The following is a 15,409-nucleotide window of genomic DNA, read 5'->3' as shown; positions in this document are numbered from 1 at the left end:
TATAAGAGACAGGACCTCGGGGGTGCGGGGGCGGCGGCAGCACAACGCCGGGCTGGCGATGGTCGGTGGCGGGGCGGAGCCGGATGAGCTGATTTGTAGGGTCCTCAAAAGCTCTGGGCTGCCGGCGGACGCGATGGTCGAGGCGGTGGCGGTCTGATGTCGATCAGCACTCGCACTCTGAGCACTCAGGCTCTCAGCACCCGCACGCCGGGCACTCAGGCTCTCAGCACCAGCGCCGGCCGGGCGGCGGGCCTGGTCGGCACGCTGGCCGCCGCCGCGACCGTGCTCACCCATCCTTTCCCGGCGACGACGACCTTCGGCCCGGTCCGCAATCGCGTGCTGCCCGGCTTGGCGGCGCGGGGTGCGGACGACCACGTGGCCCTCACCTTCGACGACGGCCCGGATCCCAACTCCACACCGCGCTTCCTGGAGCTGCTCGCGGCGCGCGGCGTGCACGCGACCTTCTTCCTCCTCGGCTCCATGGCCGAGCGCGCACCGGGACTGGTCCACGAGATCCAGGCCGCCGGCCACGAGATCGGCGTCCACGGCTGGCACCACCGGAGCCTGCTGTTCCGCGGCCCGCGCGCCACCGATCAGGACCTGACCCGGGCCCGCGACTACCTCGCCGACCTGACCGGCGTGCGGCCGACGCTGTTCCGGCCGCCCTACGGCGTCATGACCACCGCGGCGCACCGCACCGCTCGGCGCCTGGACCTGCGGCCCACGCTCTGGACCAGCTGGGGCGAGGACTGGACGGCGCGCGCCACGCCGGGCAGCGTCTACCGGCAGGTCACCAAGGACCTGCGCGGCGGCGGCACGATCCTGCTCCACGACACCGACTGCACCGCCAAGCCCGGCTCCTGGCACAACACGCTCGGCGCCGTGCCGCTGCTGCTGGACCACTGCGAGGAGCGCGGCTGGAGCGTCGGCCCGCTCCGGGAGCACGGCCGGGTCGCCGGACACTGACCAGACACTGAGTGGTGCGGATTCACTCGATCAGCGCATAGCGAACGGCTGGCGCGACTGCGCCACCCGAGTGGCGACGCTGCGCCGATCAAGTGACAGCAGCCGCCCGGTTCGGCCGTCGGAGTGAGTCCGGTTTCGGGTGAGTTCAGTTCCGGGAGTGAGTCAGTGCTCGTCGCCCTCAGGGGCCTGAACCAGCTCCACCAGAACCCCGTGCGCGTCCTTCGGGTGCAGGAAGTTGATCGAGGAGCCCATGCTCCCGCGCCGGGCCTCCGGGTACAGCGACCGGATGCCTTTGCCGACGATGTCCGTGGTGGTGGCGGTGACGTCGGCGGTGCCGAAGGCGATGTGGTGCACCCCCTCGCCGTTCTTCGCCATCCACTTCGCGATGGCCGAGTCCTCGCGGATCGGCTCCAGCAGTTGGAGGTAGCTGGCGCCGCCGTCGCCGGTGTCGTTGATCTTCAGCATGGCCTCGCGGACGCCCTGTTCCTCGTTGACCTCGGAGTGGTAGACCTCGAAGCCGTAGGTCGCGCGGTAGAACTCGACGGTCTCGTCGAGGTTCCGGCAGGCGATGCCGATGTGGTCGATGCGGGTCAGTGGTGAAGACGGTGAAGACGACATGGGGACATCCTCCTGGATCGGCCGCTGAGCGCGCGGGGTTGTGTCGAAGACGACACCCTAAGCTACTGACGAGTAATTTACTGCTGACTAGGCTGGTGGCCAGCAACAAGGTCTACTTTCCCCTCACCCTCGGCAGACACTGGAGAGCATCGTCGTGAGCGCTACTAAGTCGGTGATCGTCGCAGGCGCGCGAACCCCCATGGGCCGCCTGCTCGGCTCCCTGAAGAACTTCTCCGGCGCGGACCTCGGCGGGGTGGCCATCAAGGCCGCCCTGGAGCGGGCCGGCGTCGCGCCCGAGCAGGTGCAGTACGTGATCATGGGGCAGGTGCTCCAGGCCGGGGCCGGGCAGATCCCGGCCCGGCAGGCGGCCGTCTCGGCGGGCATCCCGCTGACCGTCCCGGCGATCACCGTCAACAAGGTCTGTCTGTCCGGGCTGGACGCCATCGCCCTGGCCGACCAGCTGATCCGGGCCGGTGAGTTCGACATCGTGGTGGCCGGCGGCCAGGAGTCCATGACCAACGCGCCGCACCTGCTGCCCAAGTCCCGCGAGGGCTTCAAGTACGGCGCCGTGGAGATGCTGGACGCCATGGCCTACGACGGCCTGACCGACCCGTGGGAGAACATCCCGATGGGCCAGACGACCGAGAACTACAACACCAAGCTGGGCATCGAGCGCGCCCCGCAGGACGAGTTCGCCGCCCGCTCGCACCAGCGCGCCGCGGCCGCCCAGAAGAACGGCGTCTTCGAAGCCGAGATCGCCCCGGTCTCGATTCCGCAGCGCAAGGGCGACCCGATCCTGTTCAGCCTGGACGAGGGCATCCGCCCCGACACCACGGCCGAGGGCCTGGCCGGGCTGCGTCCGGCCTTCACCAAGGACGGCACGATCACCGCCGGCACCTCCTCGCAGATCTCCGACGGCGCCGCGGCCGTGGTCGTGATGTCCAAGGCCAAGGCCGAGGAGCTGGGCCTGGAGTGGATCGCCGAGATCGGCGCGCACGGCAACGTCGCCGGGCCCGACACCTCGCTCCAGTCGCAGCCCTCGAACGCCATCAAGCACGCCCTGGGCAAGGCCGGCCTGACCGTGGCCGACCTGGACCTGATCGAGATCAACGAGGCCTTCGCGGCGGTCGGCGTGCAGTCGATGCAGGACCTGGGCGTGGACGAGGAGATCGTCAACGTCAACGGCGGGGCCATCGCGCTGGGCCACCCGATCGGCATGTCCGGCGCCCGCCTGGTGCTCAGCCTGGCGCTGGAGCTCCAGCGCCGGGGCGGCGGCACCGGCGCCGCGGCGCTGTGCGGCGGCGGGGGCCAGGGCGACGCGCTGATCATCACCGTGCCCAAGCGCGGCTGAGTCCGGCGCGGATAGGATCACCGGCCGTGGCTGGCAACAATGACGTGACCGACCTTGTCGAACGCGCCCGCAAGGGCGACCCCCGCGCGGTGGCGCGCCTGATCTCCCATGTGGAGGACGGCTCCCCGCTGCTGCGCGCGGTGATGGCGGCGCTGACCCCGTACGCCGGCAACGCCTACGTGGTCGGCCTGACCGGCTCGCCCGGCGTCGGCAAGTCCACGACCACGTCCGCGCTGGTCACGGCGCTGCGCGCGCAGGGCAAGCGGGTCGGCGTGCTGGCCGTCGACCCGTCCTCGCCGTTCTCCGGCGGCGCCCTGCTCGGCGACCGGGTCCGGATGCAGGAGCACGCCACCGACCGCGACGTCTACATCCGCTCCATGGCCTCCCGCGGCCACCTCGGCGGCCTGTCCGCGGCCACCCCGCAGGCGGTCCGGGTCCTGGACGCGGCCGGCTGCGACGTGGTGCTGATCGAGACGGTCGGTGTCGGCCAGTCCGAGGTGGAGATCGCCGCGACCGCCGACACCGCCGTGGTGCTCCTGGCGCCGGGCATGGGCGACGGCATCCAGGCGGCCAAGGCCGGGATCCTGGAGATCGGCGACCTGTTCGTGGTCAACAAGGCCGACCGCGACGGCGCCGACGCCACCGCCCGCGAACTCGGCCACATGCTGGCCCTGGGCGAGGCCCGCGGCCCCGGTGACTGGCGCCCGCCGATCGTGAAGACGGTCGCGGCCACCGGCCAGGGCATCGAGGAGTTCCTCGAAGCCCTGGAGAAGCACCAGTCCTGGCTGAACGAACACGGCAAGCTCGCCGAGCGGCGGCGGCACCGGGCGTCGGTGGAGATCGAGGGCATCGCGCTGGCGGCGCTGCGGGCGCGGATCGGCGACCTGCGCGGCGACCGGCGGTTGTCGACGCTGGCCGAGCGGGTCGTGGGGCGCGAGCTGGACCCGTATTCGGCCGCTGACGAGCTGGTGGCCGGGGTCAGCGACTGATGGGTGCGCGGATCAAGGACGTCATCGTCGACTGCCGCGATCCCGAGGCGCTGGGGGCGTTCTGGGCCGCGGTGCTCGACCGGCCGATCGCGGCGCGCATCGGGCCTTTCGTGTGGCTGACCCGCGGCGACGGCCCGGGGCTGGGATTCCAGAAGGCGGACGGGGCCAAGGCGGGCAAGAACCGCGTGCATTTCGACGTCGGCTCGCCGGATCCGGCCGCCGAGCGGGCGCGGCTGGAGGCGCTGGGCGCGCGCCACCTCCCGGAGTACGCCGCGGGCGGCTTCCTGGTCATGGCCGACCCGGAGGGGAACGAGTTCTGCGTGATCCCCGAGGGACCGTTCGAGCTCGATGATGAGGGGCGCGCGAGCTATCTGGAGTTCGGGGCCTGAGAGCCCGGCGCTTGAGGCCGGCCTACTTCTTCGGTGAACTGACCTACTTCTTCAGCGAGCCGAACTACTTCTTCAGCGACTTGTGCAGCCAGAACGGGCCGGTCGGCAGCACCGAGGCGATCAGCACGATGCCGAACCGCTTGCCGTCCCAGTTCTGGGCCTGCTTGGCGTCGTAGGCCAGCGCCAGGTAGGCCAGGAACAGCAGGCCGTGGATCATGCCGAAGACCATGGTCGGCGCGGGCATGTGCGCGGCGTACTTCAGCGGCATCGCGACGCACAGCAGGATCAGGAAGGACACGCCCTCGGCGAGGGAGACCAGGCGGAAGCGGGCGAGCTTGCCGTCTTCGGCGGTGGTCACATCGGCAGTGGTCACGGGCGGATCCTCGCAGTTCACCAGGCTTATTGCCGACAACGTGTCGGTATGTCCCGCGAAGAATACCCGACGTCCCGACGCCCGTTTGCGGTGCCCCCTACGCTGGGCACCATGCGTGATTGGAACAGGCGCCGTTGTGCGCGCCGGGGGCATGAGACCTACGCACCGGTCGGTCCGGGGATAGAGACGGAACTGGCCGCGAGACTGCAAGTGCAGACCGCCCACGGGCCGGCGTGGCGGTGTCTGCGGTGTGGCGACTTCGCGATCGGGGAGCCGACGGCCAGCGGGCCGGCGGACCAGGCGCCGGCGGTGCCGCGCGGCAAGGCGCTGCGGGACTTGTTCATCCTGCGGCTGCTGGCGATCGAGCGGGTGATCCGCGGCGTCGTGATCCTCCTGATCGCCTGGGCAGTGTGGAAGTTCGGCAGCAGCCAGTACGCCGTGCAGAAGCTCTTCGAGTCCGACCTGTCGGCGTTCAAGCCGTTCGCCAACCACTTCGGGTGGGACGTCGAGCACGCCAGCATCGTCGAGCGGATCCGCAAGACGTTCAACTACAGCCCGAAGACGATACACACGGTGGCGCTGCTGCTCGGCGGCTACGCGCTGCTGGAGACGGTCGAGGGCGTCGGGCTGTGGTTGGCCAAGCGCTGGGGCGAGTACCTGACCGCGGTCGGTACGTCGATCTTCCTGCCGCTGGAGATCTGGGACGGATACAGCAAGATCCACGAGCACAAGTCGTACGTGTTCGCGATCTGCACGTTCGCCATCAACGTCGGCGCGGTGGTGTACCTGCTGGTGTCCAAGCGGCTGTTCGGCATCCGCGGCGGCGGCAAGGCCTTCGAGGCGCAGAAGCATGCGGACGCGCTGCTGACGGTGGAGCTTGCCGCTTGTGGTGCGGGTGCGGGCGCCGGTGTCGGCGGTGCGGTCGGCGCGGCCAGTCCGAGTGGTCCGGGTGCTCCGGGCAGCGGAGTGCCCGATACGCGCGCCGCTCTGGCCGAGACGGTCGTACTGAGCCAGCCGCCGTTGACCGACCCGGCCGGCGGCGCGCGCTGACCATCCGCCGGGCTTGTCACCGGCCGAGCCCGCCGCACCTTCTTCACCAGGTCGGCGGGCTCGACCGGTTGCGGCTTCAACCACTGACGTAGGCTTGGTGCATGACCGCCGAGGGCACCGACGAAACCGCTTGGCTCGACGAGACCGAGCAGGCCGTCTGGCGCAACTACATCTCGGTGATGCGGCTGCTTCCGGACCGTCTCAACACCAGCCTGACCCGCGGCCACGACCTCACCCTGATCGACTACGAGGTCCTGGCCAGGCTCTCCGAAGCGCCCCTGCGCCGGATGCGGATGACCGAACTGGCCGAAGGCGCCCTGCTGTCCAAGAGCCGGCTGTCGCACCAGGTCAGCCGGATGGAGAAGGAAGGCCTGGTCCGCCGCGAACCCTGCGAGACCGACGGCCGCGGCTTCTTCGCGGTCCTCACCGACCAGGGCTGGCACAAGCTGCTGTCAGCCGCGCCGGACCACGTCGCGGACGTGCGCGAAGCCTTCATCACCCCGCTGAGCCGGGAGCAGCTCGCCGCGCTGGGGGAGATCCTGGACGTGCTCGGGAAGGGGCTGGAGCCCGGGCGGGGGTGACCCGGCCCCACCAGCTTGGCCCCACCAGCCCGGACCCCACTGACCCCCTGGCACCTCACGGCCCCCTCGACTTGCAGGCCGCCCCGACCGCTGTCACCGTGACGAGGGTGAGCGCCGCCGCGCAAGACCCCGAATCCGACCCTGATCGGGTCGTCGACCAGCCGGAATCGGGTGCCGCATTGGCCGTCGATCCCGATGAGCGGCCCGAGGGGCACAGCAGCATCCCGGGCATCGCGGGGCTTTCCGATCGGCAGAAGTACCGGGCGCTGGCGGTGTGCCTGCTGGTCGGCTTCATGACGCTGCTCGACGTCTCCATCGTCAACGTCGCGCTGCCCTCGATGCAGAAGGGGCTCAAGGCCTCGCCCGCCGACCTGTCGTGGGTGGTCTCCGGCTACGCGCTCACCTTCGGCCTGATCCTCGTGCCCTCCGGGGTGTTCGGCGACATGGTCGGCCGCCGGACCGCGTTCCTGACCGGGCTCGTCGCGTTCACCGTGGCGTCCGGGCTGTGCGGTATCGCGCCGGGGGCGGCGTTCCTGGTGGTGGCCCGGCTGGTGCAGGGCTTCGCCTCGGGCATCCTGGGGCCGCAGATCTCCGGGCTGATCCAGGAGATGTTCAGCGGGGCGGCTCGGGCTCGGGCCTTCGGGTACTTCGGGGCGACGGTGGGGTTGGCCACGGCGGTCGGGCCGCTGGTCGGCGGGCTGCTGATCGCCGCCGGCGGCGAGGACCACGGCTGGCGGTGGGTGTTCTTCGTCAACCTGCCGATCGGCGTCGTGGCGTTCATCCTGGCGCTGCGGGTGATCCCGGGGTGCCTGGGCTGCGGCCGGAGCCAGACCCGCGGCCGCATCGACTGGGTCGGGGTGGCGCTGCTGGGCGCCTCGGTCACCGCGATCATGCTCCCGCTGGTGCAGGAACAGCAGTGGAAGGGCCGCGGCAAGTGGTGGCTGGTGGTGCTCGGCGTGCTGCTGCTCATCGCCTTCACGCAATGGGAGCGCCGGGTCGCCGCCTCCGGCAGCACCCCGCTGGTCCCGCCGGCCCTGGTCCGCATCCGTTCCTATACCCGCGGCAGCCTGCTCGGCCTGTTCTACTTCGCCGGCTTCACCACGATCTTCTTCATCTTCACGCTGTTCCTCCAGAACGGCCTCAACTACAGCGCCCTGGAAGCGGGCCTGGCCACCACGCCCTTCGCCGTCGGCTCCGCGGTCAGCGCCACCCTCGGCGGCCGGCTGGTCGGCAAGCACGGCCGGTCGCTGGTGATCCTCGGCATCGTGCTGGTGGCGGTGGCGACCGGGGCGGCGATCCTGGTCGTGCACTGGGTCCACGGCCGCGGCGCCGGGGTGGCCGCCGCGGCCCCGCTGCTGGTCGCCGGCGTCGGCTCCGGCCTGGTCATCGCCCCGAACGCGGCCCTGTCGCTGTCCGAGATCCCGGTGGTGCGCGCCGGTACCGCCGGCGGCGTGATGCAGACCGCGCAGCGGCTCGGCTCGGCGCTCGGCATCGCTTGCGTCGGCGCGGTCTTCTTCTCCCGGGTCGGCCACGGCAAGGGCTACGCGAACGCCTTCCAGGCCGGTGCCGTCGTCGCGATCTGTTTCGAGGCCGCGGCGTTGGTGGTCGCGGTCGCCGACTGGCGCAGCCGGCGGGCGGCAGCCGAGACCGGGGCGGCCCCCGGGGAGAGCAGCGCCTGACAAGCTGGCGTGGTGAACGAGAACGAGGACCGGGGCAAGGCCGCGACCGAGGCCGCGCTCAACCGCATCGCGCGGCTGGTCGCCGACCGCCCGGGCCAGGCCCAGCTCCACGTGCTGCACCACGGCGCCCCGATCCTCGACGTCTGCGTACGCTGCGACCCCGACACGCCGTTCCTGTTGTGGTCGACCGGAAAACCGTTCACCGCGCTGGCCGTCCACCACCTCGCCGAGCGCGGGCTGCTCGACCTCGACGCGCCGATCGCCGACCACTGGCCCGAATACGGCCGGGCCGGCAAGCAGTCCGTGACACCCCGCCACGCACTCACCCACACCACCGGCGCGCCGCTGTCCACCCGGCACGTCGTCGGCGACGCCTGGATCATGCACGACTGGGACCGGTCGGTGCGCGCGGCCGCGGCGGCCAGACCTAAGCGCGAGCCGGGGCGCGACCCGGCATACCACATCCTGAGCCAGGGCTTCATCCTCGGCGAACTCCTCCAGCGCGTCACCGGCACGCCGCTGGCCGAGTATCTGGACACGAACATCCTCGGCCCGGCCGGACTGGCGAACACCCACCTCGGACTGCCGAACTCGCTCTGGGACACCCGCACCGTCCTGGAGATCTCGAAGGCACCGCGAACCTCGTTCCCGGACCGTGTGAAGGTGCGGCGCTTCGCCACGAAAGCCGTTCGCACAGCGCCGATCCCGGCGGCGACGGTCCACTCCACTGCCCGCGACGTGGCCCGCTTCTACCAGCTACTCCTGAACGGCGGCGGCATCGACGGGGTCACCGTCTTCCACCCGGAAACCGTGCGGGCGGCCCGCGAACCGGCGGCATCGCAGGCCACGCACATACACCCCGACCCGATCGTCGGGCACGCCATCCGCTGGTCGCACGGCTTCCAACTCGGCTGGGGCACCCGCGCCACCCGCACCACCGGCACTACCCGCACCGCCGAACCCTTCGGCACCACCGCGGGCGAGGACGTCTTCGGCCACAACGGCAGCAACTACTGCAACGCCTGGGCCGATCCCGAGCACGGACTCGTATTCGCCTACCTGACCAGCCTCATGACGCCCCGGACCCAGGCGCTCGCCTGGCAGACCGAGCTCAGCGATCTGGTGCGCGCGGCGGTCAGCGGCAGCGGTGAAGCGGTCTGATCGCTCGGCGCGTCAACCGAGCGAGTCCGGCCTACGGCAACTGCCGCCGCGGCTTTCTCTCGGCCTTCGCCTTCGCCGCGGCGGCCCCGCGCTGCCCGAGCAGCATGGGCTCGCCCCGCGCCGGCTGCGTCGCCACCCAGGGAAGGAACGGCCACGCCACCGACAGCACCAGCACCGCGACCCCCGTCACGTTGAACACGGCCAGTACATACGTCGCGTGGAACAGCGCGGACATCGCCGCTGCCAGGCCCAGGGCTATCAGGGTCCAGTCCGGGACGCGGTTGCGCTTCGGGTTGATCGCGATGCGGTTGCGGAGCAGCCGGCGCAGCAGGGGGCGGCCGAGGGCGGTCGCGACCAGCAAAGCCATCGCCAGGACGCCCAGGTCGTCGCCGACGACGTGGTGCGGGTTCTGGTCCGTGTCGTGGGTCTTGCCGAGGAAGGTGTAGCGGGTGATCTGGTTGTGCCAGACCAGGACCGCCAGCTGGTCGCCCTCGGAGACCGAGCTCGACAGGTCCTTCGTGCTGCTCAGGGTGACGTACTGGGTATCGCCGACGGTCGGTACCAGGTAGACGTTGGTGGTGTAGCCGTGCGCGTGCCGGCCGGAGTTCTTCCAGACGCCGACGTAGTCAACATCTGCATTGGTGCGCAGGACGCAGTCGTCGGTCTCGCCCGAGCCGGCGCAGTACGGCGCCTTGTCGTAGGTGTTCTGCCGGCCCTGGGCCTTCACCATGGCGACCGACTCGACCACTATGAAGCCCGAAATGCTCGTGGTGAGGGCGGCGAGCAGCAGCATGCCGAGCACGCCGCGTATTCGGCCTTTGCGCCGCCGTCGCCCCGCCCGCCCGTCGATGTCCAGCATGTCCACTGATCGCCCCGTCTTCGCCACGGCCCAGATGGTACGCGCATGGCACGGGGACCGGACCCGCTCCGGCGCGCGCCGTCCAATTCCCGGACGAGGGTGGAACGGTAGAGTCCACAGTGCGAGAATGGTCGTCTCAAGACGGACGGATACAGATCGGAGCCGCGCATGCCAGCCCTGCGGTCGCGCACCAGCACCCACGGACGCAACATGGCGGGGGCGCGCGCGCTTTGGCGGGCCACCGGCATGGGTGACGACGACTTCGGCAAGCCGATCGTCGCGATCGCCAACTCCTTCACCCAGTTCGTCCCCGGCCACGTGCACCTGCGCAACGTCGGCGAGATCGTCGCCGGGGCGGTCAAGGACGCCGGCGGGGTGGCCAAGGAGTTCAACACCATCGCGGTGGACGACGGCATCGCCATGGGCCACGCCGGCATGCTCTACTCGCTGCCCAGCCGCGAGCTGATCGCCGACGCCGTGGAGTACATGGTGAACGCGCACTGCGCCGACGCGCTGGTGTGCATCTCCAACTGCGACAAGATCACCCCCGGCATGCTGATGGCCGCGCTGCGGCTGAACGTCCCGACCGTGTTCGTCTCCGGCGGGCCGATGGAGGCCGGCAAGACCACGGCCATCGAGGGCGTGGTGCACTCCAAGATCGACCTGATCGACGCGATGATCGCCTCGGCCAACGACGCGGTCACCGACGAACAGCTCGGCGACATCGAGCGCTCGGCCTGTCCGACCTGCGGCTCCTGTTCCGGCATGTTCACCGCCAACTCGATGAACTGCCTGGTCGAGGCCCTGGGTCTGGGCCTGCCCGGCAACGGTTCGGTGCTGGCCACCCACGAGGCCCGGCGCCAGCTGTTCGAGCGGGCCGGCAGCACGGTCGTCCAGATCGCCCGGCGCCACTACGACGGCGACGACGAGTCGGTCCTGCCGCGCGCCGTCGCCACCCCGGCCGCCTTCGGCAACGCGATGGCGCTGGACGTGGCCATGGGCGGCTCCACGAACACCGTGCTGCACCTGCTGGCAGCGGCGCAGGAGGCCGGCGTCGGCTTCGGCCTGAAGGACATCGACCACCTCTCGCGCCGGGTGCCGTGCATCTCCAAGGTCGCGCCGTCCAGCCAGTTCCACATGGAGGACGTGCACCGGGCCGGCGGCATCCCGGCCATCCTCGGCGAGCTGAACCGCGGCGGGCTGCTGGACCGGGACGTGCACGCGGTGCACGCGCCGACGCTTCAGACCTGGCTGGACGAGTGGGACGTGCGCGGCGGCAAGGCGTCCGAGGCCGCGGTCGAGCTGTTCCACGCGGCGCCCGGCGGGGTCCGCACCGTCGAGCCGTTCTCCACCGCCAACCGCTGGGCCAGTCTGGACACCGACGCCGAGGCCGGCTGCATCCGCGACACGGCCCACGCCTACACCAAGGACGGCGGCCTGGCGGTGCTCTGGGGCAACCTGGCCACCGACGGCGCGATCGTGAAGACCGCCGGCGTGGACGAGAAGCTGTGGGAGTTCGTCGGCCCGGCGCGGGTCTTCGAGTCCCAGGACGACGCGGTCGAGGCGATCCTGGCCAAGCAGATCATCGAGGGCGATGTCATCGTCATCCGCTACGAGGGCCCCAAGGGCGGCCCCGGTATGCAGGAGATGCTGTACCCGACGGCGTTCCTGAAGGGCGTCGGCCTGGGCGCCGCGTGCGCGCTGGTCACCGACGGCCGCTTCTCCGGCGGCACCTCGGGCCTGTCCATCGGCCACATCTCCCCGGAGGCCGCGTCCGGCGGGGTGATCGCGCTGGTCGAGGAGGGCGACACCGTCAAGATCGACATCGCCACCCGGACCCTGCACCTGGACGTCGACCCCGAGGTGCTGGAGCAGCGCCGCACCGGGCTGCTGGCCGACCTCGGCGGCTACCGGCCGCGCAACCGGGACCGCCAGGTCTCCGTCGCCCTGCGCGCCTACGCCGCCCTGGCCTCCAGCGCCTCCACCGGCGGCGTCCGCGACCTCGACCAACTGGGCAGCAGGTAGCCGTGCCACGGCACGGGCTGCGGATCGGCGCCAAGCTGGTCCCGCAGGGCACCACCATCGCCGCGCTGCGCGCCTTCTGGCGGCTGGCCGACGAATCAGGGTTCGACCACCTGTGGGTCTACGACCACCTGGCCGGGGCCGGCAACCTGGCGACCGTGACCGAGCCGGACCCGGCGATCGAGCTGTTCGACGGCTGGTCGCTGCTGGCCGCCATGGCCTCGCAGACCCGCAGGGCCCGCATCGGCGCCATGGTCACCGCGAACACCTTCCGCCACCCGGGGCTGCTGGCCAAGATGGCCACCACCGTCGACCACCTGTCCGGCGGCCGCCTGGAGTTCGGGATCGGCGCCGGCTGGGCCGAGTACGAGCACCGGATGCTGGGCATCGAGCTCGGTGGCGTGCGTCAGCGTATTGAGAAGCTGGACGAGGCGCTGCGGATCATCAAGGCCCTGTGGTCCTCGGAACGCTTCGTCGACTTCGCCGGCGAGCACTACACGCTCGACAAGGCCGTGCACGCACCCAAGCCGGTGCAGAGCCCGCATCCGCCGATCTGGCTCGGCGGCACCGGCGAGAAGCGGATGCTGAAGCTGGTGGCCGAACAAGCTGACGTCTGGAACACGGTCAACCACGACGGGGTCGCCGAAGCCGCGCGGCTGTCCGGCGTCCTGGACCGCTGGTGCGCCGAGGTCGGCCGGGACCCGGGGGAGATCCGGCGTTCCGTGCAGCTGCGGCCGGACCCGCGCCGGGTGGTGGACGACGTCGCACCGTGGCTGGACGCCGGCTTCACCGAGATCGTGCTGTTCTTCGCACCGGAACAGCCGCTCGCCGACCTGGAACAGGTCGTCGAGCGGCTGCCGATGTTACGTGCTCTGGTCTAGCCCGTTTTCAGCGACCAGGGCGTCAGTTCACGTTCAGACCGGTGTCGTCGATGACGAACGAGGTCTGAAGCGAGGCGTCCTCGGTCCCGGTGAACTTCAGGGTGATGGTCTGGCCGATGTAGCTGGCCAGGCTGAAGGAGTGCTGGCTGTAGCCGTTGTTGGCGTTGAGGTTGCTGAAGGTGCCCAGGGTGCCCAGCACGGTGCCGGAGGAGTTCAGGACCTGGACGTTCAGCTTGTCGTAGGCCGTGGTGGTCGTGGTCTCGGCGGTGTCGATGTGCAGCCAGAAGGAGAAGTTGGCCGTCTTGCAGGTGGCGGCGATGCTCACCTTCTGCGCGAGGGTGTCGGTGTGGGTGCTGCCGTAGCCGTCCAGCCAGGCGTCGTAGCTGCCGGAGTGGGCCGGTTCGGAGGTGGTGTCGCTGTTGATGACCCCGGAGGACGCGGTCCACGGGGACGCGCTACCGGTCTCGAAACCGGGGTTGCCCAGCAGCTGGGTCGCGGTGCAGCCGCCACCGCCGGAAGAGGTCACCGTCCAGCTGAAGGTGGTCGTCCCGGAGGCGGTGCCGGAAGAGGCGGTCACGGTCACGTTGGAGGTGCCGGTGCCGGTCGGGGTGCCGGTGATGGCGCCGGAGCTGCTGATCGACAGGCCGGCCGGGAGCCCGGTGGCACTGTAGGTCAGCGACTTGCCCGCCGAGTCGGTGCCCGAGATCTGAAGGGTCGAGATCGCAGTGCCCTGAGTGGACGTCTGGGTACCGGGGTTGGTGACCGAGACCGTCTCGGTGCCGCCCTGCGCGTTGACCGTCCAGGTGAAGGACGTGGTACCGGTCGCGGTGCCCGAGGACGCGGTGACCGTGACCGACGACGATCCGGTGCCGGTCGGGGTGCCGGTGATGGCGCCGGAGCTGCTGATCGACAGACCGGCCGGGAGCCCGGTGGCCGAGTAGGTCAGCGACTTGCCGGCCGAGTCGGTACCCGAGACCTGCAGGGTGCTGATCGCGGTGCCCTGCGTCGAGGTCTGGTTACCGGGGTTGGTGACCGAGACCGTCTCAGTGGTGCCGCCGTGGTTGATGATGGCGTGCGACAGGTCGCACTCGTTGGTGTCGTTCGACCAGGACGCCTGCTCGGGGTAGCTGCCGTAGGAGCCGAAGGAGACGTTGCCCGCGCCGCCGGCGGTGCCGGGGGACAGCCAGGCGCACTCGTCGGAGTTCTCCTGGCCGTTGTAGGAGCTGCCGGTGTTGTTGGTCCAGCCGCCGGCCGGGTTCTGGTCGGACATCATCTCGTGCCACTCGTGGCCCATGGTGATGGTGTAGCCGTCCAGGGTGCCGGGGGAGTTCACGAAGCCCACGCCGCAGCCGGCGCCGGAGTCCATGTTGTACGGCTGGTTGGAGAACGCGATGTCGCCGTACGGCGAGGTGACGGGGCCGCCGGTCAGGGTGCTGTCACCGTTGTAGTCGTGCCAGGCGCAGTACTGGCCCTGGTAGCTGTCCGGGTTCGTGCCGGTCGGCGAGAGGATCACGTAGTAGGCGTTGCGGTTGGCCGCGGCGGTGGTGTTGCCGAAGTGCGCCGCCGCGTTCACCGCCTCCTGGCCCAGCTGGTGGCCGGTCGTGGCGGACGGGGAGGCCGTGGAGTTGTCCTCCCACACGCCGGCCAGCACGCCACCGGACTGGTAGTTGATGTACTGCGAGGCCGGCAGGTTGGTCGGGCAGGAGACCGCGCCGGTCGCCACGCCCGCGCCGTCGCACCACTGCGTGAGGTCCGCGGACCACAGCTCGTTGTTGGTGCCGATGCCCTTGAACATCTGCTGGGCGACCGAGGCGCCGCCGTCGGGGTCGCCGGAGAACTTGGCGTTGCCGTTGGCGTCAGTGCTCTGGGTTCCCCACTGGCTACCGTAGAAGACGAGGTAGACCTTGCTCTTGGCGCCGTCGTTCACGCCGATGCCGTCGATGCCGCCGCCGTAGGACAGCGTCTCGGGACCGGTGGTCGCGGTGGTCGCGGCGTTAGAGGGGTGCGCGGCGTTCCAGGCCTGCTCCTTCTGGTTCTGCTGGATGGTCGGGACGGCCCCGTGACGGTAAGGGTGGCCGTAAGAGGGGTCGTACGGGTTCTGCGTGGTGGTGCCAGACGAGGTGGCTCCGGAGGACGACGGCAGGGCCATCGCCGATCCGTTCGCGGCGGTGGCGAACAGCGTGATCGCCGCTGCGGCTATGCCGGCCGCCGCTCTGAGTGGGACCCGATGCACGTGGTTTTCCTCTCCGAACCGGTTCACGGTCCAGTCTTGGAGGGTGGGGTATTAGTACACGTACCGACCGGGAAAGTTATGGGCGTTTCGGTTCGCCGTCAACGACCTTCGTCGGGGCAATTTTCGCCGGGTCCGGCAAAACCCGGAAAAGCCGAGGCCCGCCGGTCGTTAGGGCCGGCGGGCCTTGACAATTCAGAGGTGATTCAGAGGTTTGTGAAAGGCCTGTGAACGCCCTTTTCGTGCTGTCGCAGAGAACG

14 protein-coding genes are annotated in these 15,409 nt (G+C 70.5%); 10 read left to right on the top strand and 4 right to left on the bottom strand.

Going from position 1 to position 15,409, the window contains the following annotated elements; genetic code table 11:
• Positions 1-156: 156 nt before the first annotated feature.
• Complete coding sequence (locus IZR01_RS29435; protein WP_228554787.1) at positions 157-966, top strand: polysaccharide deacetylase family protein; 810 nt, start codon at positions 157-159, stop codon at positions 964-966.
• A 162-nt stretch (positions 967-1,128) separates the two neighbouring features.
• Here the strand turns inward: IZR01_RS29435 and mce are convergent, their stop codons facing one another.
• The gene (gene mce / locus IZR01_RS29430; protein ID WP_194895141.1) at positions 1,129-1,584 is read right to left on the bottom strand and encodes a methylmalonyl-CoA epimerase; all 456 of its coding nucleotides are present in this window, start codon (positions 1,582-1,584) and stop codon (positions 1,129-1,131) included.
• Positions 1,585-1,756: 172 nt separating this feature from the next.
• On the opposite strand from mce, the gene IZR01_RS29425 reads away from it, so the two are divergent.
• From IZR01_RS29425 to IZR01_RS29415, 3 genes are read left to right on the top strand one after another with little or no spacing between them, the layout of a single operon-like run.
• Positions 1,757-2,935, top strand: a complete 1,179-nt coding sequence (locus tag IZR01_RS29425) for an acetyl-CoA C-acetyltransferase (RefSeq protein WP_194895147.1) — start codon at positions 1,757-1,759, stop codon at positions 2,933-2,935.
• 26 nt (positions 2,936-2,961) lie between these two features.
• Positions 2,962-3,924, top strand: a complete 963-nt coding sequence (gene meaB / locus IZR01_RS29420; RefSeq protein WP_194895140.1) for a methylmalonyl Co-A mutase-associated GTPase MeaB — start codon at positions 2,962-2,964, stop codon at positions 3,922-3,924.
• Positions 3,924-4,313, top strand: coding sequence for a VOC family protein (locus tag IZR01_RS29415; protein WP_194895139.1), 390 nt, complete (start codon positions 3,924-3,926; stop codon positions 4,311-4,313). Before meaB ends, IZR01_RS29415 begins: the two co-directional genes overlap by 1 nt.
• A 64-nt stretch (positions 4,314-4,377) precedes the next feature.
• Here IZR01_RS29415 and IZR01_RS52575 read toward each other — a convergent pair whose 3' ends face one another.
• The gene (locus IZR01_RS52575; protein ID WP_194895138.1) at positions 4,378-4,686 is read right to left on the bottom strand and encodes a DUF3817 domain-containing protein; all 309 of its coding nucleotides are present in this window, start codon (positions 4,684-4,686) and stop codon (positions 4,378-4,380) included.
• A gap of 111 nt (positions 4,687-4,797) precedes the next feature.
• Here IZR01_RS52575 and IZR01_RS29405 point away from each other — a divergent pair, with 111 nt between their 5' ends.
• From IZR01_RS29405 to IZR01_RS29390, 4 genes are all read left to right on the top strand, one after another.
• Positions 4,798-5,736 carry a DUF2127 domain-containing protein gene (locus IZR01_RS29405; RefSeq protein ID WP_194925751.1) on the top strand — a complete coding sequence of 313 codons (939 nt, stop codon included), beginning with the start codon at positions 4,798-4,800 and terminating at the stop codon, positions 5,734-5,736.
• 101 nt (positions 5,737-5,837) lie between these two features.
• Entirely contained in the window at positions 5,838-6,317 is a 480-nt protein-coding gene (locus IZR01_RS29400) for a MarR family winged helix-turn-helix transcriptional regulator (protein ID WP_194895136.1), read from the top strand.
• A gap of 221 nt (positions 6,318-6,538) precedes the next feature.
• Complete coding sequence (locus tag IZR01_RS29395) at positions 6,539-7,996, top strand: MFS transporter (protein WP_438939638.1); 1,458 nt, start codon at positions 6,539-6,541, stop codon at positions 7,994-7,996.
• Between the two features lie 12 nt (positions 7,997-8,008).
• Positions 8,009-9,157, top strand: a complete 1,149-nt coding sequence (locus IZR01_RS29390) for a serine hydrolase domain-containing protein (RefSeq protein ID WP_194925750.1) — start codon at positions 8,009-8,011, stop codon at positions 9,155-9,157.
• A gap of 31 nt (positions 9,158-9,188) precedes the next feature.
• Here IZR01_RS29390 and IZR01_RS29385 read toward each other — a convergent pair whose 3' ends face one another.
• A complete protein-coding gene (locus tag IZR01_RS29385) occupies positions 9,189-10,043 on the bottom strand; it encodes a hypothetical protein (RefSeq protein ID WP_194925749.1) in 855 nt (284 codons plus the stop codon).
• Between the two features lie 141 nt (positions 10,044-10,184).
• On the opposite strand from IZR01_RS29385, the gene ilvD reads away from it, so the two are divergent.
• Together ilvD and IZR01_RS29375 are read left to right on the top strand one after the other, a co-directional pair.
• The gene (gene ilvD, locus IZR01_RS29380) at positions 10,185-12,041 is read left to right on the top strand and encodes a dihydroxy-acid dehydratase (RefSeq protein ID WP_194925748.1); all 1,857 of its coding nucleotides are present in this window, start codon (positions 10,185-10,187) and stop codon (positions 12,039-12,041) included.
• A 2-nt stretch (positions 12,042-12,043) separates the two neighbouring features.
• Positions 12,044-12,919: a TIGR03560 family F420-dependent LLM class oxidoreductase gene (locus IZR01_RS29375; RefSeq protein WP_323747134.1), complete on the top strand. Its 876-nt coding sequence runs from the start codon at positions 12,044-12,046 to the stop codon at positions 12,917-12,919.
• A 22-nt stretch (positions 12,920-12,941) separates the two neighbouring features.
• Here the strand turns inward: IZR01_RS29375 and IZR01_RS29370 are convergent, their stop codons facing one another.
• Positions 12,942-15,152 (bottom strand): putative Ig domain-containing protein, encoded by a 2,211-nt coding sequence (locus IZR01_RS29370; protein WP_194925747.1) that lies wholly within the window; start codon positions 15,150-15,152, stop codon positions 12,942-12,944.
• Between the last annotated feature and the right edge of the window lie 257 nt (positions 15,153-15,409).

Source organism: Catenulispora pinisilvae, assembly GCF_015356865.1.
Lineage (GTDB): Bacteria > Actinomycetota > Actinomycetes > Streptomycetales > Catenulisporaceae > Catenulispora > Catenulispora pinisilvae.
This window is presented reverse-complemented; position numbering and strand designations above follow the sequence as displayed.

Excerpts from the sequence above, each read along its gene's own strand:
- IZR01_RS29400 (WP_194895136.1), top strand. The coding sequence starts at position 5,838 with ATGACCGCCGAGGGCACCGACGAAACCGCTTGGCTCGACGAGACCGAG.
- IZR01_RS29435 (WP_228554787.1), top strand. The coding sequence starts at position 157 with ATGTCGATCAGCACTCGCACTCTGAGCACTCAGGCTCTCAGCACCCGC.
- ilvD (WP_194925748.1), top strand. The coding sequence starts at position 10,185 with ATGCCAGCCCTGCGGTCGCGCACCAGCACCCACGGACGCAACATGGCG.
- IZR01_RS29405 (WP_194925751.1), top strand. The coding sequence starts at position 4,798 with ATGCGTGATTGGAACAGGCGCCGTTGTGCGCGCCGGGGGCATGAGACC.
- mce (WP_194895141.1), bottom strand. The coding sequence starts at position 1,584 with ATGTCGTCTTCACCGTCTTCACCACTGACCCGCATCGACCACATCGGC.
- IZR01_RS29415 (WP_194895139.1), top strand. The coding sequence starts at position 3,924 with ATGGGTGCGCGGATCAAGGACGTCATCGTCGACTGCCGCGATCCCGAG.